This window comes from Frigoribacterium sp. CFBP 13729, assembly GCF_014841875.1.
In the GTDB taxonomy this organism is placed as follows: Bacteria; Actinomycetota; Actinomycetes; order Actinomycetales; family Microbacteriaceae; genus Frigoribacterium.
Genome location: NZ_JACYUR010000002.1, coordinates 273956 through 295012 on the forward strand (window position 1 = coordinate 273956; position 21057 = coordinate 295012).

Sequence of the window (21057 nt, forward strand, 5' to 3'; positions counted from 1 at the left end):
ACCCTCGCCGGTCGGCATCTGCGGTCCCAGGGGCTGTGTACGGTGGAGGGGATGGCGCTGCGTCGCGTCCGTCGGACGGCCGCCGGACCAGCACGCACCGCGAGCAGCGCCGCACGACGAGAGGGAACGATGACGTCCGACCAGACCAGCCCGACCGACACCGCAGAGCTGCGAGTGGGGGTGATCGGCCTCGGCTTCGCCGGATCGACCCACCTGGAGGCGTTCTCGTCCCTGCCGGGCGCCCGGGTCGTCGCGCTCGCGGGCCAGGAGGAGGCGCGCCTGCTCGAGCTCGGCAGCGCCTACGGCGTCGAGCGCCTCGTCGCCGACTGGGAGGACGTCGTCGCGATGGACGACCTGGACGTCATCTCGATCGGCGTCCCCAACGCCCTGCACCACCCGATCGCGATGGCGGCCCTGCGCTCGGGCAAGCACGTCTTCTGCGAGAAGCCCCTCGCGACGACAGGCGACCTAGCCGCCGAGATGGTGCGTGCCGCGCGCGACGCCGACCGCGTGCTCGAGGTCGCCTACAACCACCGGCGCCGGGCCGACGTGGCGTTCCTCGCCGACTGGCTGGCCGACGACCCGATCGGCGACGTCTACCACGCCCGCGCGAGCTGGATGCGGCGGGCCGGCGTGCCCGGCATGGGCTCGTGGTTCACGAACAAGGAGGCGTCCGGCGGCGGCCCGATGATCGACCTCGGCTCGCACGTGCTCGACATCGCCCTGCACCTCCTCGGCGAGCCGCGGGTGACGAGTGTGTCCGCCGTGGCCTACGGGGTGCTCGGCGCCGCCGGCCGCGGCGGCCGGGTCTACGGCGTCTCGTCGGCGCCCACCGGGTCCGCCTTCGACGTCGAGGACTTCTCCAGCGCTCTGCTGCGCCTCGACGACGGCGGCAGCCTGCAGCTGCAGGCGTCGTGGGCCTCGTACTCGAAGGTGCACGAGGACATCGAGGTCGAGCTGCTCGGCGCCACCGGCGGCGCGCGCCTGCACGTCGACGACTACGCGACCGACGGCACGCTCACCCTCTACTCCGACGTGCTCGGGCAGCCTGCCGAGACCCGGCCCGCCGTGCACGTGCCGGCCGGGCACCACCGCACCGTCATCGAGGGGTTCATCGCCTCGGTGCGGTCGGGCGCGTCGGCGCAGCCGGGCGGGCAGCCCGCAGGAGGCGCGGCGCCCGCGGGCGGCGAGGCCCGCTACCAGGGCCGGTACGGCGAGTACGCGCTGCACCGCAGCCGCGTCGTCGACGCGATCTACGCCTCGGCCGAGCAGGGCCGCGAGGTCGAGGTGCCGCAGGACGACGTCGACGCGGGCGTGCGCACCGACTCCGAGGGAGGCGTCCGATGAGCGACGTCACGACCGGCCAGACCGGCACGACCGGCACGACCGGCACGACCGCCCGGACGCGGGTCGTCGTCTGGAACGAGAACGTCCACGAGACCCGGGGTGACGAGACGGTCGCCCGGAACTACCCGCACGGCATCCACGGCGCCGTCGCCGACGGCCTCGTCGAGCTGCTCGGCGACGAGGTCGACGTCTCGACGGCCACCCTCGCCGATCCCGAGCACGGCCTCACGGAGGAGCGTCTCGCCGCCACCGACGTCCTGCTCTGGTGGGGGCACATCGCCCACGACCAGGTGGCCGACGAGGTGGTCGAGCGCGTCGTGCGGCACGTCCAGGCGGGCATGGGGCTGATCGTGCTGCACAGCGGGCACTACTCGAAGCCGTTCACGCGCCTCCTCGGCACCACCGGCTCGCTGCGCTGGCGGAACGAGGCCGAGCGCGAGCTCGTCTGGACGGTGGCGCCGACGCACCCGATCGCCGAGGGCGTGCCCGACCCGCTCGTCATCCCCGAGCAGGAGACCTACGGCGAGTTCTTCGACATCCCGACGCCGGACGAGCTGATCTTCCTGTCGACGTTCACGGGCGGCGAGGTGTTCCGCTCGGGAGCGACCTGGCGGCGCGGGCTCGGCAAGCTGTTCTACTTCTCGCCCGGCGACCAGGAGTACCCGGTGTACCACCAGCCCGAGATCCGGCGGGTGCTGGCGAACGGGGTTCGCTGGGCGCGGCCGACGCAGGTGCGGCGCGACCTGACCGCGGACATGCACCCGCGCGGCTGGTTCGAGCAGGGCTGAGGAGGCGCGGGCCGGGGCGGCCGGCTCCGGCTCAGTCGCGCTCGGCGAGCGACCGGCCCAGCGACACGGTCTCCGGCTCGTCCGCGTAGTGCCCGTAGGCGGGGATCGGCGCGTAGCCGACCGACTCGTAGAGCCGGATCGCCTCGGCGTGCACCGTGTTCGTCTCGATCACCATGTCGACGACCCCGGCCTGGCGGGCGGACTCTTCGAGCCAGCCCAGCACGAGCCGGGAGAGACCGCGCCCGCGCTGGTCAGGCCGCACGAACATGCGCTTGAGCTCGGCGCGACCATCAGGCAGGAGGCGCCAGGCGCCCATCGCGACCGGCGTCTGTGCGTCGTCGGCCGAGCGCCCGGCGGTGTCGCCCGCCGGGTCGTAGGCGACAGCGAACGTGCCGCGTGGCAGCTCGAACTCGGAGCGGTCGATCGGGCTGTCGGCGCGTCCGCCGTACAGCTCGACGTAGAGCTGCTGCAGCCCCTCGACGAGCTGCTGCACGTCGGGGTGGTCGTACGGCAGGGCGCGGATCTCGACGGCGTCGTGCGGGGTGCTCACCGGCCCAGTCTGGCCGATCGCGCTCGGCCGGGCCCGGAGGAGGGCGACGCGGGAGGATGGGGGCGTGACCGATCCCGACTCCTCGACCCGCGCCTCCTCGGCCACCTCCCCGCGACGGGCCGGCGGTGAGCACGACGACGATCTGCAGGCGCGGCTGGCCGCGCTGCTCGACGGCGTCCGCGACGTGGACGGCGGCGAGGTCGACGACAGCGTGCCGCAGCTCGCCGAGGCGGAGCCGGGCTGGCTGGGCATCGCGTTGGCGCGGCCCGACGGCTCCGTGACGACGGCGGGCGACGCGCGGCAGCTGTTCTCGATCCAGTCGGCGGTCAAGCCGTTCCTGTTCGCCCTCGCTCTCGCCGACACCGACGGTGCGGCGATCGACGCGGTCGGCATCGAGCCGACGGGCGAGGCCTTCGACGCGATCAAGCTGGAGGGAGGCACCGGCCGTCCGCCGAACCCCATGGTCAACGCGGGCGCCCTGCTGACCGCCGCGCTCGTCGACGGCGGCGACGCCGACGGCCGTGCCGAGCGGACCCTCCGCGGCCTGGTCGCCTTCGCGGGCCGTGAGCTCGAGGTCGACGACGACGTCGCCGGCTCGGAGATGCTGCTCGGCGACCGGAACCACGCCCTGGCGCACCTGATGCGCTCGGAGGGCACCCTGCACGTCGGGGCCGACGACGCCGTCTCGGCCTACGCCCGCGCCTGTGCCGTGCTCGTCGACGCCGAGGCGCTCGCGGTCATGGGCGCGACGCTCGCGCTCGGCGGACGCAACCCGGTGACCGGCGAGCAGGTCGTCGCGGCCGCCATCGCCCGCGACGTCGTGTCGGTGATGGCGACCTGCGGGGTCTACGACGGCTCCGGCCGGTGGATGCGGCAGGTCGGGGTGCCCGCCAAGTCGAGCGTCTCGGGCGCGCTCGTCCTCTCGGCGCCCGGACGTCTCGGGGCCGCGTCGTACAGCCCGCCGCTCGACGCGCTCGGCACGAGCGTCCGGGGGGCCGCGCTGATGGAGGGGCTCAGCCGCGAGCTCGGGCTGCACTCGTTCGACAGCGAGCGTCGCTGAGCCGCCGAGCCGCCGAGCCGCCGAGCCGCTGAGCCGCTGAGCCCGTCGCGCCCTGTCGGCGGTCGCCGCTACCGTCGCTCCATGGTCAGCGTCGCCGACAAGCCCGTGCTCGACCTCACCGTCGAGCAGTGGCGCGAGTGGCTGGCCACCACCGACGACGTCGTCGGCGTGCGCCTGAAGCTCCGCAAGAAGACGAGCAGCGCCCCCGGCATGACCTGGTCCGAGGCGCTCGACGTCGCCCTCTGCCACGGCTGGATCGACGGGCAGACCGCGCGGCTCGACGACGACTACATGCTGACCGCGTTCCAGCCGAGACGCCGGAACAGCCCGTGGTCGCAAGTCAACCGCGAGCACGTCGCGCGCCTGGTCGCGGAGGGGCGGATGCAGCCGGCAGGGCTCGCCGAGGTCGAGCGCGCGAAGGCCGACGGCCGGTGGGACGCCGCGTACCGGCAACGCGACGCGGTCGCGCCCGACGACCTGCAGGCCGCGCTCGACGCCGACCCGGCCGCGGCCGCGTTCTTCGCCGGCCTGACGAAGACCGAGCGGTTCCGGGTGTTCTTCCGGCTCGCGTCGATCAAGACGCCGGCGGTGCGGGCGGCCCGTGTCCGCGACGTCGTCGAGAAGGCGGCCCGTGGGGAGCAGCACTACCGCTGAGCCCGCACGCGGTCGGGGTGACCGGTGTGGTCCGGGGGCAGCACGCACGTCCGCCGCGGGTTAATTACCCCCCGATACGGGTGAGCATCGGACGACAGACGGGCCGGTACCCCCGTCCGGGGGGTTAGATTTCATCGTCCCGCGGCAGCAGCCGCGCCGAGCCCCACCCGAACGTCTCGTCGGCCACCCACCGGCGTGTCCACGGGCTCGTCGCGCCGCCGCCACACCCGAGCGGGCCCCCGACAGAGAGCACCCGAATGCCCAGAACCCGTGGGATCGTCGCCGATCCGCGTCTCCTCCCGAACCCGACCGTCCTGCAGGAGGCGCCCGTCGCCTCCTCGTCCCCGCACCGGCCTCGTCGCCGTGCGGGCCTCGCCGCGGCCGTCGCCCTGGCGCTCGCCACCGGCGGCCTCGCCCTCGGCGTCGTCGCTCCGGCCTCCGCCGCCGAGCCCGTCGCCGCCGCCGCGGCCGTCGCCCCGGCGCCGGGCACGAACCTGCCCGGTGCCGTGACCGACATCGCCGTCACGCCGACCGCACCCGAGCAGGGCGCCCAGGTCACGACGACGCTCGACTTCACCGTGCCGGCCGACGCCGTCGCCGGCGACTCGTTCACGGTGCAGCTCAGCCCTCGCCTCAAGGACCTGCCCGAGACGTTCCCCGTGCTCGACCTCGAGAGCGGCGCGGTCGTCGCGAACGCCGTCGTCGTGAAGACGGCCGCCGGCATCCGTCTCGTGGTGACCTTCACGGACTTCGTGCAGACGCACATGAACGTGAGCGGCTCGGCCTTCATCGAGTCGTCCTTCGACTCGGCGACGACGCCCTCGGGCGTCGCGTCGCCCTTCACCTCCGTCGTCGACGGCGGTGCGACCTTCACCACCCAGGTCACGCCCGTCGGGCCGGTCGGCAGCCACCTCAACGCCTCGAAGTACGGCGTCTTCACCCGGGCCGACCAGGGGCGCACGAACCCGCTGGGCGCCCTCGAGTACCGCATCGACACGCCCGTCGGCCCGTTCGCCACGGCGACGACGACGGACACCCGTCCGGCAGGCCAGACCTGGACCTTCGCCTGCGGCTCGCTGAGCTTCCAGGACCGCCAGGCCGACGCCCGCGGTCTCTACGTGGCGGGCTCGTCGAAGCCGCTCGCCGTCCCCGCCGCCTCCGTGACGTGCACCCCCGGCCAGGTCACGGTGACGTGGCCCTCGGCGCCGGCCGGGCACTTCTACCGCCTCGTCGCCCCGGTCGACTTCGCCGCCGCCACGGGGACGGGCGCGGCGCAGAGCTTCTCGAACGGCGCCGTGACCGTGCTCGCCCGCACCGAGGGCGCGACCCCCCAGTCGTTCCCGGCCCAGTCGGTCACCCGTCAGGCCAGCGCCGGAGGCGAGGCCGACGGCACCGACCTGCCCCCGGTCGTGACGCCGCCGGTGACGACGCCGCCGGTGACCACGCCGCCGGTGACGACGCCGCCCGTGACGACGCCGCCGATCCCGACGCTGCCCGCCGGGACGAACCCGTCCGTCGAGGTGCCGCCCGTCACGACCACGCCCGTGACGACCACGCCCGCCGCGACCACGCCGGTGACGACGACTCCGGCCGCGACCGCCGTCACCCCGGTGACGCGTGCGACGCCGGCCGCCGCCTCGCCCACGCGCCAGCCGTCGTCGCCGAGCTCGTCCGACTCGTCGCTCGCGTTCACGGGTGACGAGCCCCTCGCGCCGGCGCTGATCGCGCTGCTCTTCGCCGCGGTCGGGACGGCGCTCGTCGTCACGGCGCACCGCCGGGCGCGTCGCCGCTGACCCCTGCCGGGGACGCCCCGGACACCACGCCGAGAGGGNCCGCTCAGGCCGCCGGCGACGCGAAGACGACGCGGTTCTGGTCGTAGTGGCCCGAGCCCGGGTCGAAGACGCCGCCGCACGTGATCAGCCGCAGCTGGTCGGTCGGCTGGGCACCGAAGACCCGCGCGGTCGGGAACTCCGCCTTGGGCACGTCGACGACCTCGTCCACCACGTAGCGCACCGCGGTGCCCTCGACGGTCGTCACGGTCACCTCGTCGCCCGGCACGAGCTCCGCGAGCCGGAAGAACACCGCCGGCCCCGACGTCGAGTCGACGTGGGCGGCGATGACGGTCGGTCCGCGGCCTCCCGGACGCCCGCCTCCCGTGAACCAGCCGACCTCGTCGGCGTCGACGGGCACCTCCATGGCGCCGGTCGAGGCGATGCCGAGGCCGATCAGGGGCTCGTCGAGCTCGATGGCCGGCACGGCGACGCGGGCAGGCTCCGCTCCGTTCGTCACGGCGGGCGCGGGTGCGGGCGCGGCCGACGACGGCGTCGCAGGAGGTGCGGGGGAGGAGGGCGGATCGCTCGCCGCCGACCCGGGAGGGCTCGACGCCGCGGGCTCGGCCTCGCTCGACGCGCACCCCGTCAGCACGAGGACGGTGGCCAGTCCCAGACCGAGGGAGAGCCCACGGACGGTCCGGCCTCCGCCGAGGCGCGCCGCTCGGGCGGCCCCCCGCAGGGAGCCGCCCGCCCGACGCGCACCGGCCTGAGGGGTCATGCCCGTGCGGCAGCCCGACGACGCAGCACGAACCCGGTCGCGCCGACGAGCACGAGGCCGCCGACCGCGGCGGCGCCCACGAGTGCGCCGCTGTCCGTGCCGGACGAGGCCGACGCGCCCGCGGCGACGGCCGAGGCCGCTCCGCCGGCGCCCGTGTCGACGCCGCCGACCGGCACCTGGGTCAGCTGGCCGCGGACGACGCCCGCGGCGAAGGAGGCCGTGTGCGAGTCGCCGGTGAAGCCGGCCGGGTCAGCCTCGATCTGCGCGAGCGTGAAGCCGGTGCCGGTGTCGGCCCCCGCGTCGTTCATCACGCCGGTGGTGAAGGGGCCCTGCAGGCAGCCGCTGGCCTCGCGCACGCCGTCGCCGTCCGCGTCGGTCGGGTTCGGGAACGCGATGCGCGGCGGGCCGGGCTGGCCGGCCGCGGCCTGGTGGATGTGCGTCGCCGTCTTCGCCGGGCTCTGGTAGTCGCCCGTGACGCCGGTCAGGGTGATGTCGTAGCAGATCACCTCGGTGTCCGAGTTGATCCGGAAGTCGAAGGTGCCGGTGGCCCCGGGCTCGCCGGCGACGGCCACGCCGTCGTTGTTGATCACCTGGTCGGGCGTCGCCATGACGGTGAAGGCGCTGGTGAACGAGCTGGGCTCGGGCACGGTGGTCTCGGCCGCGGCCGGGGCGGCCACGATCAGGGTGGCGGCGGCCGCGGCCGCGCCTCCGATGGTCAGGTGTCGGACGGAACGCTTCATCGTCATGCTTCCTCTGCCTCTCGTGGACGCCGGCCCGTCGGGGGCGGCGCGTCACGCCGCCCGGTCGGACGACGCCTGTCACGAGGGCCTACGACGACGACCCGTCCGGCGTTCACCGGCGGCGCGAGAAAGTTCTGACGAGCCTGCGGCTGCGGCTGCGGCTGCGGCTGCCGCTGCGCACGACGAGGCGGTCGTGGTCAGCGTCCGCCACACCCCGAGTCGCATGATGGGCGGGTGTCCATCCCCACCAGAGCCGCCGGCCTCGACGCGCTCGACGACTTCGTCCCCCGCGCCGGCCGGGCCTACGCCCGCGACCGCAACCTCGACCTGGGCCCCTCGAGGGACAACGTCTCGGGGCTGTCCCCGTACCTGCGCCACCGCCTCCTGACGGAGCACGAGGTGGTCGCCGCGGTCCTCGAGGACCACACGCTCGGAGCAGCCGAGAAGTTCGTGCAGGAGGTGTTCTGGCGGACCTACTGGAAGGGCTGGCTGGAGCAGAACCCGGAGGTGTGGCGGCGGTACCGGCTCGAGGTCGGCGAGCTGCTCTCGGGCGAGCTGCCCGACGGGTACGAGGCCGCGGTGACAGGGCGCACCGGCATCGACGCGATGGACGCCTGGGTGCGCGAGCTCGTCGACACCGGCTACCTGCACAACCACACGCGCATGTGGTTCGCGAGCATCTGGGTCTTCACGCTCGGCCTGCCCTGGCAGCTCGGCGCGGACTTCTTCTACCGGCACCTGCTCGACGGCGACGCCGCCTCCAACACCCTGTCGTGGAGGTGGGTCGCCGGTCTGCAGACCAGGGGCAAGACGTACCTCGCCACGGCCTCGAACATCTCCCGGTTCACCGAGGGACGTTTCTCGCCGAGCGGCCTGGCCACGACGGCCCGCGCTCTCGATGAAGAGCCGTTCCCGTCTCGGACCGCCGTCGAGCCCGACGACGTCGTCGGGACCGTCGGCGACCGGGCGGGGCTGCTGCTGCACGAGGAGGACCTCGAGGCGAGCAGCCTGCTCGCCGAGCGGCCCGACCTCGTCGGCGAGGTGGTGGCCGCGGCGGTGGCCGCCGACCCGGGGGAGCGGTCCCCTGGCGGCGTCTCGGACGCCGTCGTCGCCTTCACGTCGGGAGCCCTCGCGGACGCCGCGGAGCGGACCCGCGACGCGAGCGGCCGAGCGGCACAGGTCCTGGCGGACGCGGAGCCCGGTTCCGTCGTCAGCTGGGCGCGGTCCGAGGGACTCGACACGGTGGTCGTCCCCTACGCCCCCGTCGGCCCCGTCCACGAGCGGCTCGAGGCGCTCCGCCCCGCGCTGGCGTCCGAGGGGATCGCCCTGGTCACCGTGCGCCGACGGTGGGACGGCGTCGCGTGGCCGCACGCCTCCCGGGGGTTCTTCCCCTTCCGCGAGAAGATCCCGGGGCTCGTCCGCGAGCTCTGAGGACGACCAGCTCTGAGGTCTGCGCCGAGGTGGCGCGGCGCCGCAGACGGGACCAGGTGCCGGTGAACGCGCACGGGCTCCGCGACGTACTCCCTCTCGAGAGCTCGCCGTCGTCCGCCGGGAGCCGCCCCGTAGGCTGAGAGGAGCCGGATGTCGCTCGTCGTCACGCGTCCCGGCACGCAGGAGGGGAGCCCGATGAGCCAGCCGACGCCCGGCCCCTCGACGCAGACCCCCTCGCCGCAGACCTCCCCGACCGGCCTCGACGTGTCCGCCGCCTTCGCGGAGCACGGCTCGGCCTTGCTCGGCTTCGCGGTCAACGCCCTCCGCGACCGCGCGCTCGCCGAGGACTGCGTGCAGGAGACGTTCCTCCGCGCCTGGCGTGCCCGCGCCTCCTTCGACCCGGCCCGCGGCGGCGAGCGCACCTGGCTGTTCGCGATCGAGCGCCGCGTGGTGCTCGACGTGCACCGCGCCCGTCAGCGCACCCCGCTGCTGGTGCCCGACGAGCACGCGCCCGAGCAGGCGGCCCCCGCAGCCGACCCGCTCGACCGGCTCGGCATCGTCGAGGGGCTGGCGCGCCTCAGCGACGAGCACCGCGAGGTCGTCGTCGCCGTCCACCTGACCGGGCTCAGCTACCAGGAGTTCTCCGACGTGTCGGGCGTCCCGGTCGCCACCCTCCGCACGCGCTGCTTCTACGCCCTGCGTGCCCTCCGCACCCACCTCGACGACGGGGAGAACCTCTCGTGACCGACCCCACGTCCGACCGCGCAGTGAACCCGGCGGGCTCCGAGTCCGACCGTCGTGCCGAGCTGATCGCGGCCGCCCTCGCGTCCGACCTGTCGCCCGCGGAGGCCGTCGAGCTCGACGCCCTGCGGGTCGTCGACCCCACCGTCGACGACGAGATCGCCTCGCTCGGCGGGGTCGTGGCGCGGCTCGGGCCCGTCGGCACCTGGCAGGACGCCCCGGCCGACGCCGCGCTGCGCGACCGGGTCGAGTCGGCTGTCGCCCGGGACGGGGCGGCCGGCGCGGCTGAGCGAGCTGAGCCGGCCGCCGCCGTCGCCGCGCAGCGAGCCGAGCAGGCCGACCCCTCAGGCCGAGCCGAGGAGGCGGCGGTCGCGTCGGGCGCCCCGGCTCGGCTCCCCGAGCCCGCGTCGGCCCCCGTGGTCCCCCTGCGCCCCCGCCGGTCGCGCCGTGTGGCCCTCACCGTGCTCGGGGCAGCGGCCTGCGTCGCGGTCGGCGTCGGCGGCGGCGTGCTCGCCGCGACGACCCGCGACGCCCACGTCGCCGGCCCGCCCGGCACCCTCGGCGCCGTCGAGCACGTGGCGTTCGCCGGCGAGCCGTCGGGAGTCGCCGTCGACGGCGACCTCGTGGCGCACACCTGGGGCACCGAGACCGTGCTCACGGTCGACGGCCTGCCGACCGGGCAGGCGTTCTCGGTCGTCGTCGTCGACGACACCGGTGCCGAGCACGAGTCGGGGGCGTTCCTCGGCACGGACGTGACCATCGACTGCCGGATGAACGCGGCGGTGCTGCGCGAGCACGTCGTCGCCGTCGAGGTGCGCGGTGCGGACGGCGTCGAGATCGCGACCGCCTCGGTGCCCTCCGTCGACGCCTGACCCGCCCTTCCTGCTTTCCCCTTCCCTCTCCTCATTCAGGATGCTGAGTCCTGAGTTCGCACTGTGCAGGACCGGCGGTCCTGATCCGTGCACGATTCAGGACTCCGCGGTCGTGACTTCCTGAATTGCGGAGAGCACCACGATCGACGGGAGCACAGCGATCGCGGCGGACCCCGCCCCGGCCCGCCGCGCCGTCGCGGTGGCATCATCGACGGGTGACCACTGACACCGACCCGACGCCCCCCGTGACGTCCGGAGCCGACGCCGCCACCGCCTCCTCGACCGACGCGTCGACCGACTCCGCGGCGTCCCAGGCGACACGGGTCGCCGCGGTCGTCTACAACCCGATCAAGATCGACCTCGACGCGGTGAAGGCCGCGGTCGCCCGTGCCGAGGGCGCCGCCGGCTGGGGCACGACGCTCTGGTTCGAGACGAGCGAGGACGACGCCGGCCAGGGCCCCGCCCGCGAGGCCCTCGAGGCCGGGGCGACGATGGTCATCGCGGCCGGCGGCGACGGCACCGTGAGGGCGGTCGCCGAGACGGTCCACGCCTCCGACGCCTCGCTCGCCCTGTTGCCGAGCGGCACGGGCAACCTGCTCGCCCGCAACCTCAAGCTCACCCTCGAGGACCTCGACAACTCCCTCGAGACCGCCTTCTCGGGCGAGGACCGCGACATCGACCTCGGCATGCTCGAGATCCGCCGCGAGGACGGCTCGTCGAGCGAGCACGTCTACGTCGTGATGACCGGGCTCGGCATCGACGCGAAGATGCTCGCCAACACCGACGACGACCTGAAGAAGAAGGTCGGCTGGCTCGCCTACGTGAAGGCGCTCGTCGCCACGCTGCGCGACGAGAACCAGCTCGTGTTCCGCTACAGGATCGACGGCGGCAAGCAGCGTGACATGCACGCGCACACGATCATCGTGGGCAACTGCGGCGCCCTGCCCGCGAACATCGTGCTGCTGCCCGACGCGGCGATCGACGACGGCCTGTTCGACATCCTGCTGCTGCGTCCCAAGGGCGTGCGCGGCTGGGCCCACATCCTCTACAAGGTCTTCTGGGAGAACGGCGTCGTGCGTCGCCTGCCCTTCGCCGACAAGCTGCCGGGCACCGAGAACGAGGCGCTGCGCTACGTCAAGGCGAAGCAGATCGAGGTCGAGCTGAAGGCACCCGAGGACATCGAGGTCGACGGCGACGGCTTCGGCGTCGCCACGGGCTTCCGCACCTGGATCGAGCCGGGCGGGCTGACCGTGCGGGTGCCCCGCTCGTAGGGACCAGGAGGCGCCGGCGAGCGGCGTCAGACCACCGTCAAGGAGGCGCGGGTCGCCTCGAGCACGGCCGTCACCGACCGCGCGTCGTCGAGCGAGTGCAGCGGCGAGTCCGTGCGCCCCTCGGCGACGAACGCCGCCAGCGCCGTCGCCTCGTAGGCGAGCCCGTCCCGGCCCCGCAGCACCGACGGGTCCCGCCACGTCGCCGTGCCGGCGGCGGTGGACACCTCGAAGGAGGCGGGGAAGACCAGGTGCTCGAGCATCCGCACCGTGCCGGTCGAGCCGCTGATCGTGCCGAGGCCCGGCGACGTCGTGAGCAGGCTCGTGACCGCCGTGCCGACGCGGCCCTCGGCGGTGCGGAGCGCGATCGCCGCCTCGAGGTCGACGCCGTCGGCGCGGGTCGTGCCCGTGGCCCGGACGTCGACCGGCCGGCCGATCGCGAACTGGGCGAACCAGACGGCGTAGACGCCGATGTCGAGCAGCGCTCCGCCGCCGAGGGACGGGTCGGCCATGCGCCCGCCCGACGACAGGTCGTTGGCCCAGGCCACGTCGGCCGTCGCGAGCCGGACGTCGCCGATCGCGCCGTCGGCGAGCAGCCGGGCGAGCACTGTGCTGTGCGGCACGTACCGCGTCCACATCGCCTCCATGGCGAGCACCCCGGCCGCGCGGGCGGCGGCGATCAGCCGGTCCGCCTCCTCCGTGGTCGTCGCGAACGGCTTCTCGATGAGCACGTGCTTGCCGGCGCCGATCGCGAGCAGGGCGTCGGGCACGTGGCTCGTGTGGGGCGTGGCGACGTAGACGACGTCGACCTCGGCCAGGGCGACCAGCGCCTCCTGCCCCTCGACCGCGGTGGCGACGCCGTGGGAGGAGGCGAAGCGCTCGGCCCTGTCGAGCGTGCGCGACGAGACGGCGACGACCCGCTGGTCGGTGTGCGCGTGCAGGGCGTCGGTGAAGTCGCCCGCGATCTCGCCGGTGCCGATCACTCCCCAGCGCAAGGCGGGCCCGCCGCGCAGCGGGGTCGCGGTCGACTCGGGGAACGTGAGGGACGACGAGGACGAGGGTGCGGTCGAGCTGGTCACGGTGCCTCCGGGGGAGTGGGCGGGACGGGGGGAGCGGACGGGCTGGCGGGTGAGGACGGGCTCGCGGGCGCGGACGGGCTGCTGGGCGCGGCGCCGGCCGAGCGGGTCGTGATCTCGCGCTGCAGCACGAGCGCCGCCCCGCCGACGGCCGCGGCGTCGGCGACGTACGCCGAGAGCTCGACGCTGACGCCGTGGGCGGCCCGGGCGAAGAAGTCCTCGTCGACGCGTCGCCGGACGGCCTCGAGGTAGAGGGCGCCGGCGATGGCGAGGTTGGGGCCGGCCAGGACGATCGAGTCGAGGTCGAGCACGTTGGCGATCGAGACGACGGCCGCGGCCAGGTGCTCGGCGGAGTCGCGGATGAGCTCGAGGGCGAGCGGGTCGCCGTGGACGGCCGCCGTGGCGACGACGCTGAAGTCGGCGTAGGGATCGGTCAGGCCGGTGAGGGCGAAGCCGGCCTCGCGCCCGGCGGCCACCGCGGCGCGGGCCCGGAGCGCGACGCCGACCGGCCCCGCGAGCTTCTCGACCGTCGTGTTCGCCAGGAACGGCCCGGGCGCGCGGCTCATCACCTGCCCGAGCTCACCGGCGTTCGAGCTGGCCCCGCGGAACACGACGCCGTCGAGCACGATGCCCGCGCCGATGCCCGCCCCGTAGTAGACAGTGCAGTGCGCCGCCGAGTCGGCGACGGAGCCGCCCCAGAACTCGCCGATGGCCGCCGCGGTGGCGTCGTTGTCGAGGACGACGGGCAGGCCGGTGGCCTCGGTGACGGCGCTCACCAGGGGGAACCCGGCCCACGCCTCCAACGGGGGAGCGCCGTGGATGCTGCCGTGGCGGAGGTCGATCGGCCCCGGGGTCACGAGGCCGAGGCCGGCGACGCGCTCGGCGGGGACGCCCAGCCCGCCGAGGAAGTCGGCGACCACGGCGGCGATGCGCGCGACCGCGGCGTCGGGCGCCTCGCCGTAGACGCCGTGGGTGCGCAGCCGGCCGACCATGGCCCCGCCGAGGTCGGTGAGGACGACCGTGACCGCGTCCGCGCCGAGCTGCACGCCGAGTGCGAAGCGGGCGAGCGGGTCGATGCTGAGCAGGGTGCGCGGCTTGCCCCCGGTCGACTCGCGGCGGCCCGCCTCGACGACGAGCCCGTCGACCATCAGCTGCCGCACGACGTTCGACATCGTGGCCTGCGTCAGGCCGGTGCGCTCCGCGAGCTCGACCCGGCTGATGGGACCCTGCGAGCGGATCAGGTCGAAGGCGAGCCCGCGGCTCGTCGGGGCGCTCGAGAGCAGGCGCGGGTTGACCATGTGGTACCTCCAACCCGTAGTCTATGGTCTGAGCGGCTTACTTAGGCTGCTTGACGAAGGGGTCGGAGATCCCTGGACGCAAAGGGACACCATGGTCTTCTCCCCCCTGCACGACGACTGGACCGTCGAGGCCGTCACCGGTCCGGTGTCCGACGCCGTGGCCGGCCGACGAGTCCCGGCGACCGTGCCGGGCCAGGTGCACACCGACCTGCTGGCCGCCGGCCTCATCACCGACCCGTTCGACGGCGACGCCGAGTCGGCCCAGCAGTGGATCGGCGACACCTCGTGGCGCTTCTCGACCACGTTCACCTGGCACGACGACGGGTCCGCCCGCCACGACCTCGTCGCCGAGGGCCTCGACACCGTCGCGGTGGTCGAGCTCAACGGCCGCGTCGTCGCCCGGACCGAGAACCAGCACCGCAGCTACCGCGTCGACGTGCGGGAGGCGCTGGTCGAGGGGCGGAACGTGCTCACCGTCACCTTCGCGGCCCCCGTCGCCGAGGCCGAGGCCCGGGTCGCGCTCCACGGTGCCCTGCCCCACGTCAACCACCACCCCTTCAACATGCTGCGCAAGCAGGCCAGCTCGTTCGGCTGGGACTGGGGCGTCGACGTGGCCGGCGCCGGCATCTGGCGGCCGATCGGGCTCGACTCGTGGTCCGGCGTCCGGATCGCCTCGGTGCGTCCGCTCGTCGGCGTGGACGGGGCGCCCCAGGCGACCGGCACGACCGGCACGACCGGCACGACCGGCACCCTCGACGCCCGCGTCGCGCTCGAGTGGGACGGCGTGACGACCGGCGAGCACAGTGTCGCCGTCGAGGTCACCTCGCCCGAGGGCGACCGGGTGGCCGACGCGAGCGTCGTCGTCGCGGCCGGCACCGCCGACGCCGCGCTCGAGCTCGTCGTCCCCGACGCGCGGCTCTGGTGGCCGCTCGGCCACGGCGACCAGCCGCTGTACGGCGTCCGCGTGACCGCGACGCCGGCCGACGACGGCGCAGGAGGCGGTGCGCCCGACGCGACGACCGCCTCCTGGGCGTCGCGGGTCGGTTTCCGCACCGTGCGCGTCGACACGACGCCGGACGCCGACGGCACGCCCTTCGTGGTGCTCGTGAACGAGCGCGTCGTGCAGGTGCGCGGGGCGAACTGGATCCCCGATCACGCGTTCGTCACCGAGATCGACCGCGACCGCTACCGGCGTCGCGTCGCCGACGCGACCGAGGCGAACATGAACCTGCTGCGCGTCTGGGGCGGCGGCATCTACGAGTCGGACGACTTCTACGACGCCTGCGACGAGGCGGGCGTGCTCGTCTGGCAGGACTTCCTGTTCGCCTGCGCGGCCTACGCCGAGGAGGACTGGCTGGCCGTCGAGGTCGAGGCCGAGGCCCGCGAGGCGATCACACGGCTCAGCCCGCACCCGTCGCTCGTCATCTGGAACGGGAACAACGAGAACATCTGGGGCTTCGTCGACTGGGGCTGGAAGGCGGAGCTGCAGGGCCGCACCTGGGGCGACGGCTACTACCGCGACCTGCTGCCGCGGCTCGTCGCCGAGCTCGACGGCACCCGGGCGTACTCGCCGGGCAGCCCGTTCTCGTTCGGCGACCCCGAGGCACCCGACGAGGTGCACCCGAACGACCACCGCCACGGCACGATGCACATCTGGGACGTCTGGAACCGTCGCGACTACACGGCCTACCGCGAGTACCCCGCCCGCTTCGTCTCGGAGTTCGGGTTCCAGGGCCCGCCCGCCTGGTCGACGCTCGTCGGCTCGGTGCACGACGAGCCGCTCGACCCGTACGGCCACCAGATGCTCGTGCACCAGAAGGCCGAGGAGGGCAACCTCAAGCTCGAGCGCGGCATGCAGGGCCACCTGCCTGCCCCCGCGACGATCGAGGACTGGCACTGGGCCACGCAGCTCAACCAGGCCGCCGCGATCCGCTTCGGCATCGAGCACTTCCGGTCGCTCGCGCCGCTCAACACCGGCACGATCGTGTGGCAGCTGAACGACGACTGGCCCGTCACCTCGTGGGCCGCCGTCGACTTCGACGAGCACCGCAAGCCGCTCTGGTTCGCCCTGCGCGACTGCTACGCGCCGCGCCTCGCGACGATCCAGCCGCGCGGCGACTCGCTCGCCGTGGTGCTGCTCAACGACGTCGACGACGCGTGGGCAGGCGACGTCGTGCTGCGCCGCACGACCTTCGCGGGCGACGTGCTCGACGAGGTCGTCGTGCCCGGGGCCGTCGGCTCCCGGGGCAGCGTCGAGCTGGCGGTGCCGTCCGCGCTCGTCGACGCGCTCGACCCCGTCGCCGAGCTGCTCGTCGCCGTGCTGCCCGGCTTCGGCTCGGGCCGGGCGGTCTGGGACGCGGCCGAGGTCGTCGACCAGCGCCTCGACCCTGACCCCGTCGCCACCGAGGTCGCCCGCGACGGCGACGCCTGGCTCGTGACCGTGACGGCGCGCAGCTACGCCCGCGACGTCACCCTGCTGGTCGACGTCCTCGACCCGCAGGCGACGGTCGACCGCGGCCTCGTCACCCTGCTGGCGGGGCAGTCGGCGACGTTCCGCGTCGAGGGAGCGGTGGACGTCGAGCCGCAGGCGCTCGTGGGTCGGGGCGTGCTCCGGCACGCGAACGGCCTGCTGCTGGCGGTGGCGCCCTGACCGAGGTCCTGACCGGCCTCGTGACGCAGGAGGCGCCTCCTCGGCTCCGCAGGTCGACCGTGGTCCTCGCGGTGGGCGATACTTCACTGGTGTCCCCGCCCGTGGGCGCCGGCACGGACGGCGCGCCTCCCTCCCTCCCGGCCATCGGCTTCGTGCAGCGCCGGGCGCCCTTCAGCCTCGGGATCGACCCGTTCCACACCGCGTTCCTCGCGGGCATGGAGGCGGCGGCGACGCGGGCCGGGGCGACGGTGCTGCTGCAGCTGGTGGCCGACCACGACGACGAGCTCGCCTGCTTCCGCCGCTGGGCCGCCCAGGGCTGGGTCCGCGGCGTCGTGCTCGCCGACCTCGTCGACGACGATCCACGCCTGCCCGTCCTCGCGGCCCTCGGGCTGCCCACGGTCGTCCTCGGCCAGGAGCCGCAGGGCGGGGGCGTCTCGACCGTCGAGGTCGACGACCGGGGCGCGATGCGCCAGGCCGTCGCGCACCTCGTGGGCCTCGGCCACTCGGTGATCGGGCGGGTCAGCGGGCCCGTCGAGCTCGGCCACACGCGGGCGCGCTCCGAGGCCTTCGACCTCACCGTCGGACGAGGAGGCGCGAGCGGCCTGGTCCTGCCGGGCGACTACTCGGAGGCGAGCGGCGAGGCGCAGACCCGCCGGCTGCTGCGCGGCGCGCAGCAGCCCACGGCGATCGTCTACGACAACGACGCCATGGCGGTGGGTGGCCTGGCTGCGGCGGCCGACCTCGGCGTCTCTGTGCCGGACGACCTCTCGCTGCTCGCGTGGGACGACTCGCCCCTCTGCCAGCTCGCGACGCCGCCGTTGTCCGTGGTGAGCCGCGACGTGCCGTCGCTGGGGGAATCGGCGACGCGCACCGTGCTCGCGATGCTCGACGGGCGACCCGCGATGCTCGTCCGCGCCCCGGACAGCGAGATCGTGGTGCGCGGCACCACGGCGCCCCCGCGCCGCTGACCTGCCCCCTCCTCATTCAGGAACATCGGTCCTGAGCCCCGCCACGGGGGGAGGCGCGGTCCTGAATCGTGCACCAGTCAGGACCGCGGCCGCCCCCGTTCCTGGATTGCGCCTCCTCGACGCTCGCGCGTGGCGCGTCCGGCAACGGTCCGGTCACGGTTCCTGAGGCTTGCTCCCACAAACTTGACGGACTTAATTTAGTCGGGTAACAATGACCCGACAGCGCGGCCCAGCCCGCCTGTGACAACGAAGTCGGCGTCGACTGCCCCGAGTGGTCGCGCCCTGGGAAAGGATCAACGATGTTCCTCCGCGCAACCACGGGCCGCAGGCCCGTCCGCAGGGCCTGGGCGATCGGGGCGGCTGCCGCCGCCACCGCGCTGACCCTCGGCCTCACCGGCTGCTCCGCCGGCGGCTCGGGCTCGAGCAGCCCGAGCGACACGCTCGTCGTCTACACCGGCCAGGCCGGCGACTACCAGATCAACTTCAACCCGTACTCGCCGTCGTCCATCGGCGGCATCGGCGCGATCTACGAGTCGCTGTTCTTCGTCACCAACGTCAACACCGAGGCCTACGAGCCCCTGCTCGGCAGCGAGTACACCTGGAACGACGAGGGCACGCAGCTCGACGTCACCCTGCGCGACGACGCCACCTGGTCCGACGGCGAGGCCTTCACGGCCGACGACGTCGTCTTCACCTTCGAGATGCTGCTCGACACGCCCTCGATCAACACCAACGGCTTCGACGGCACGGTCGCCGCCGCCGACGACACGCACGTCACCTTCACCTGGGACCACCCGGCGTTCGTGACCGGCCCGGCCCTGCTCGGCCGCACGCCGATCGTGCCCGAGCACCTGTGGAGCGACATCGACCCCACGACCGACGTCATCGCCGAGCCCGTCGGCACCGGCGCGTACACGATGGACGACTTCAAGGCGCAGGCCTTCACGCTGGCCGCCAACCCGAGCTACTGGGGCGGCGAGCCCGCGGTCAAGAAGGTCCGCTACCTGTCGCTCTCCGGCAACACCGCCGGCGCCGACGCGCTCGCGGCCGGCACGGTCGACTGGCAGACCGGCCCGGTGCCCGACATCCAGAACGTCTCGAAGAACTACCCGGGCTACGACGCCGTGACGATCCCGCAGAACCAGGTCGCGCTGATGACCTGCTCGAACGCCGACCTCGGCTGCGAGGGCCCCCAGACCGACCCGGCCGTCCGCCAGGCGATCTACTACGCCCTGAACCGCGACCAGGTGAACTCCCTCGCGTTCCAGGACACCGCCAGCGAGGTGTCGCCCACGTTCGCCCTGACGAGCACGCAGGAGGACCTCATCTCGAGCGCCGTCGCCGAGCCCGTCGCCCCGTCGGCCCCCGACCTGGACAAGGCCTCGTCGCTGCTCGAGGACGCCGGCTACGAGAAGGGCGCCGACGGCATCTACGCCAAGGACGGCCAGGAGCTGAAGCTCACGGTCGAGGTCGTCACCGGCTGGACCGACTACATCACGGCGATCGACACGATGGGCCAGCAGCTCAAGGCCGCCGGCATCTCGCTGACCGCGTCGCAGTCGTCGTGGAACGAGTGGACCGACAAGAAGAGCAAGGGCAACTACCAGCTCGCCATCGACTCGCTCGGCCAGGGCGCCGCGTCCGACCCGTACTACCTCTACGACCAGTACTTCAACACCGCCTACACGGCGGCGGTCGGCGAGGCGGCACCGACGAACATGGCCCGTTTCAGCGACCCCGCGGTCGACGCGGCGCTCGAGGCCCTCAAGGCCACGAACCCCGAGGACACGGAGGCGCGCCAGGCGCAGTTCGACGTGATCCAGGCCGCGATCGTCGAGGACATGCCCTACGTGCCCGTCCTCACCGGCGGGACGACGAGCGAGTACCACTCGTCGAAGTTCACCGGCTGGCCCACGATGGACGACCTCTACGCGTTCCCCGCCATCTGGGCCTCGCCGGACAACTCGATCATCTTCAAGTCCCTGAAGCCGGTCGGCGAGTAGCCGTGGCGGAGGAGGAGCTCGTCGTCGTGAGGACCGGTGAGGACACGTGAACTACTTCGTCCGGAAGCTCGGCTTCTACGCGGTCGCCCTGTGGGCCGCGCTGACCATCAACTTCCTGATCCCCCGGCTGCTGCCGGGCAACCCGGTGGACATCCTGCTGGCGAAGCTGCAGCAACGCGGAGGGATCGTCACCCCCGACACCCGCAAGGCGTACGAGCTCCTCCTCGGAGGCGACTCCTCCGACCCGCTCCCCGTGCAGTACTGGAACTACCTGATCAACATCTTCAAGGGCGACCTCGGCATCTCGGTCGGCTACTTCCCGACCCCCGTCACCGAGGTCATCGGGTCGTCGCTGCCCTGGACGATCGTCCTCGTCGGCCTGGCGACCGTGATCGGCGCGGGGCTCGGCGTCCTGCTCGGCGCGTTCGTCGGCTGGAAGCCGGGCACCTGGCTCGACTCGCTCGTGCCGGCCACCACGCTGCTGGCGGCGGTGCCCTACTTCTGGCTCGCGCTGATCCTCGTGTACGTGCTCGCCACCACCTTGCGGCTGTTCCCCTCGCAGGGCGGCTACGACGTCGTGCTCGACCCGGGGCTGAACTGGCAGTTCATCTCGTCGGCGGTCGAGTACGGGTTCCTGCCGGCGCTCACCATCGTCATCGCCTCGATCGGCGGCTGGCTGCTCGGCATGCGCAACATGATGGTGTCGACGCTGTCGGAGGACTACGTGCTCACGGCGCAGGCCAAGGGCCTCAGCCAGGGCCGCATCCTCCGCGGCTACGCGGCCCGCAACGCGGTGCTGCCGAGCGTCGCCGGCTTCGCCATCTCGCTCGGCTTCGTGGTCTCCGGCTCGATCGTCACCGAGCAGGTGTTCTCGTACCCGGGCATCGGCGGCAAGCTCCTCTCGGCCGTGACGAACAACGACTACGCGCTGATGCAGGGCATCTTCCTCTTCATCACGCTGGCCGTGCTCGGCGCCAACCTCGTGGTCGACCTCTTCTACGGGATCATCGACCCCCGCACCCGGGCGCGCAGCTGATGGCCCGCCGCACCAGCAGGAGGCA

The 21057-nt window shown here is 73.8% G+C and carries 18 protein-coding genes; 13 read left to right on the forward strand and 5 right to left on the reverse strand.

Annotation, left to right across the window (positions count from 1 at the left end; translation table 11 throughout):
- Positions 1 to 129 precede the first annotated feature (129 nt).
- Together IFT77_RS07730 and IFT77_RS07735 are read left to right on the forward strand one after the other, a co-directional pair.
- Positions 130 to 1347: a Gfo/Idh/MocA family protein gene (locus tag IFT77_RS07730; protein WP_192040961.1), complete on the forward strand. Its 1218-nt coding sequence runs from the start codon at positions 130 to 132 to the stop codon at positions 1345 to 1347.
- Positions 1344 to 2135, forward strand: coding sequence for a ThuA domain-containing protein (locus tag IFT77_RS07735; protein ID WP_192169654.1), 792 nt, complete (start codon positions 1344 to 1346; stop codon positions 2133 to 2135). Before IFT77_RS07730 ends, IFT77_RS07735 begins: the two co-directional genes overlap by 4 nt.
- 31 nt (positions 2136 to 2166) lie before the next feature.
- Here the strand turns inward: IFT77_RS07735 and IFT77_RS17175 are convergent, their stop codons facing one another.
- Positions 2167 to 2685, reverse strand: a complete 519-nt coding sequence (locus IFT77_RS17175; RefSeq protein ID WP_197980640.1) for a GNAT family N-acetyltransferase — start codon at positions 2683 to 2685, stop codon at positions 2167 to 2169.
- Positions 2686 to 2749: 64 nt separating this feature from the next.
- On the opposite strand from IFT77_RS17175, the gene glsA reads away from it, so the two are divergent.
- The 3 genes from glsA (at position 2750) to IFT77_RS07755 (ending at position 6192) form a co-directional block, all read left to right on the forward strand.
- A complete protein-coding gene (glsA, locus tag IFT77_RS07745; protein ID WP_371740978.1) occupies positions 2750 to 3745 on the forward strand; it encodes a glutaminase A in 996 nt (331 codons plus the stop codon).
- An 81-nt stretch (positions 3746 to 3826) separates the two neighbouring features.
- Entirely contained in the window at positions 3827 to 4399 is a 573-nt protein-coding gene (locus IFT77_RS07750; RefSeq protein ID WP_192169656.1) for a YdeI family protein, read from the forward strand.
- A gap of 257 nt (positions 4400 to 4656) precedes the next feature.
- Positions 4657 to 6192 (forward strand): Ig-like domain-containing protein, encoded by a 1536-nt coding sequence (locus tag IFT77_RS07755; protein WP_192169657.1) that lies wholly within the window; start codon positions 4657 to 4659, stop codon positions 6190 to 6192.
- Between the two features lie 43 nt (positions 6193 to 6235).
- On the opposite strand, the gene IFT77_RS17440 is transcribed toward IFT77_RS07755, so the two are convergent.
- Together IFT77_RS17440 and IFT77_RS07765 are read right to left on the reverse strand one after the other, a co-directional pair.
- Complete coding sequence (locus IFT77_RS17440) at positions 6236 to 6688, reverse strand: class F sortase (RefSeq protein ID WP_371740979.1); 453 nt, start codon at positions 6686 to 6688, stop codon at positions 6236 to 6238.
- 257 nt (positions 6689 to 6945) lie between these two features.
- Positions 6946 to 7689 (reverse strand): CHRD domain-containing protein, encoded by a 744-nt coding sequence (locus IFT77_RS07765; protein ID WP_244638598.1) that lies wholly within the window; start codon positions 7687 to 7689, stop codon positions 6946 to 6948.
- A gap of 234 nt (positions 7690 to 7923) precedes the next feature.
- Here IFT77_RS07765 and IFT77_RS07770 point away from each other — a divergent pair, with 234 nt between their 5' ends.
- From IFT77_RS07770 to IFT77_RS07785, 4 genes are all read left to right on the forward strand, one after another.
- Positions 7924 to 9120 carry an FAD-binding domain-containing protein gene (locus IFT77_RS07770; RefSeq protein ID WP_192169659.1) on the forward strand — a complete coding sequence of 399 codons (1197 nt, stop codon included), beginning with the start codon at positions 7924 to 7926 and terminating at the stop codon, positions 9118 to 9120.
- A 150-nt stretch (positions 9121 to 9270) separates the two neighbouring features.
- Entirely contained in the window at positions 9271 to 9864 is a 594-nt protein-coding gene (locus tag IFT77_RS07775; protein ID WP_244638599.1) for a sigma-70 family RNA polymerase sigma factor, read from the forward strand.
- On the forward strand, positions 9861 to 10733 hold the full coding sequence (locus tag IFT77_RS07780; protein ID WP_192169660.1) for a hypothetical protein: 873 nt from the start codon (positions 9861 to 9863) through the stop codon (positions 10731 to 10733). Before IFT77_RS07775 ends, IFT77_RS07780 begins: the two co-directional genes overlap by 4 nt.
- 215 nt (positions 10734 to 10948) lie before the next feature.
- Positions 10949 to 12004, forward strand: a complete 1056-nt coding sequence (locus IFT77_RS07785; protein WP_371740980.1) for a diacylglycerol kinase family protein — start codon at positions 10949 to 10951, stop codon at positions 12002 to 12004.
- A 26-nt stretch (positions 12005 to 12030) separates the two neighbouring features.
- On the opposite strand, the gene IFT77_RS07790 is transcribed toward IFT77_RS07785, so the two are convergent.
- Entirely contained in the window at positions 12031 to 13080 is a 1050-nt protein-coding gene (locus IFT77_RS07790) for a Gfo/Idh/MocA family protein (RefSeq protein WP_192169661.1), read from the reverse strand.
- Positions 13077 to 14375, reverse strand: coding sequence for an ROK family transcriptional regulator (locus IFT77_RS07795; RefSeq protein ID WP_192040971.1), 1299 nt, complete (start codon positions 14373 to 14375; stop codon positions 13077 to 13079). Before IFT77_RS07795 ends, IFT77_RS07790 begins: the two co-directional genes overlap by 4 nt.
- A gap of 91 nt (positions 14376 to 14466) precedes the next feature.
- Here IFT77_RS07795 and IFT77_RS07800 point away from each other — a divergent pair, with 91 nt between their 5' ends.
- The 4 genes from IFT77_RS07800 to IFT77_RS07815 all read left to right on the forward strand — a co-directional run bounded on the left by IFT77_RS07800 (position 14467) and on the right by IFT77_RS07815 (position 21032).
- Positions 14467 to 17025, forward strand: coding sequence for a glycoside hydrolase family 2 protein (locus tag IFT77_RS07800; protein ID WP_192169662.1), 2559 nt, complete (start codon positions 14467 to 14469; stop codon positions 17023 to 17025).
- A gap of 89 nt (positions 17026 to 17114) precedes the next feature.
- Positions 17115 to 17993 (forward strand): substrate-binding domain-containing protein, encoded by an 879-nt coding sequence (locus IFT77_RS07805; RefSeq protein ID WP_192040973.1) that lies wholly within the window; start codon positions 17115 to 17117, stop codon positions 17991 to 17993.
- Between the two features lie 299 nt (positions 17994 to 18292).
- Positions 18293 to 19996, forward strand: a complete 1704-nt coding sequence (locus tag IFT77_RS07810) for an ABC transporter substrate-binding protein (protein WP_192040974.1) — start codon at positions 18293 to 18295, stop codon at positions 19994 to 19996.
- 46 nt (positions 19997 to 20042) lie between these two features.
- The gene (locus tag IFT77_RS07815) at positions 20043 to 21032 is read left to right on the forward strand and encodes an ABC transporter permease subunit (RefSeq protein WP_192169663.1); all 990 of its coding nucleotides are present in this window, start codon (positions 20043 to 20045) and stop codon (positions 21030 to 21032) included.
- Positions 21033 to 21057 lie beyond the last annotated feature (25 nt).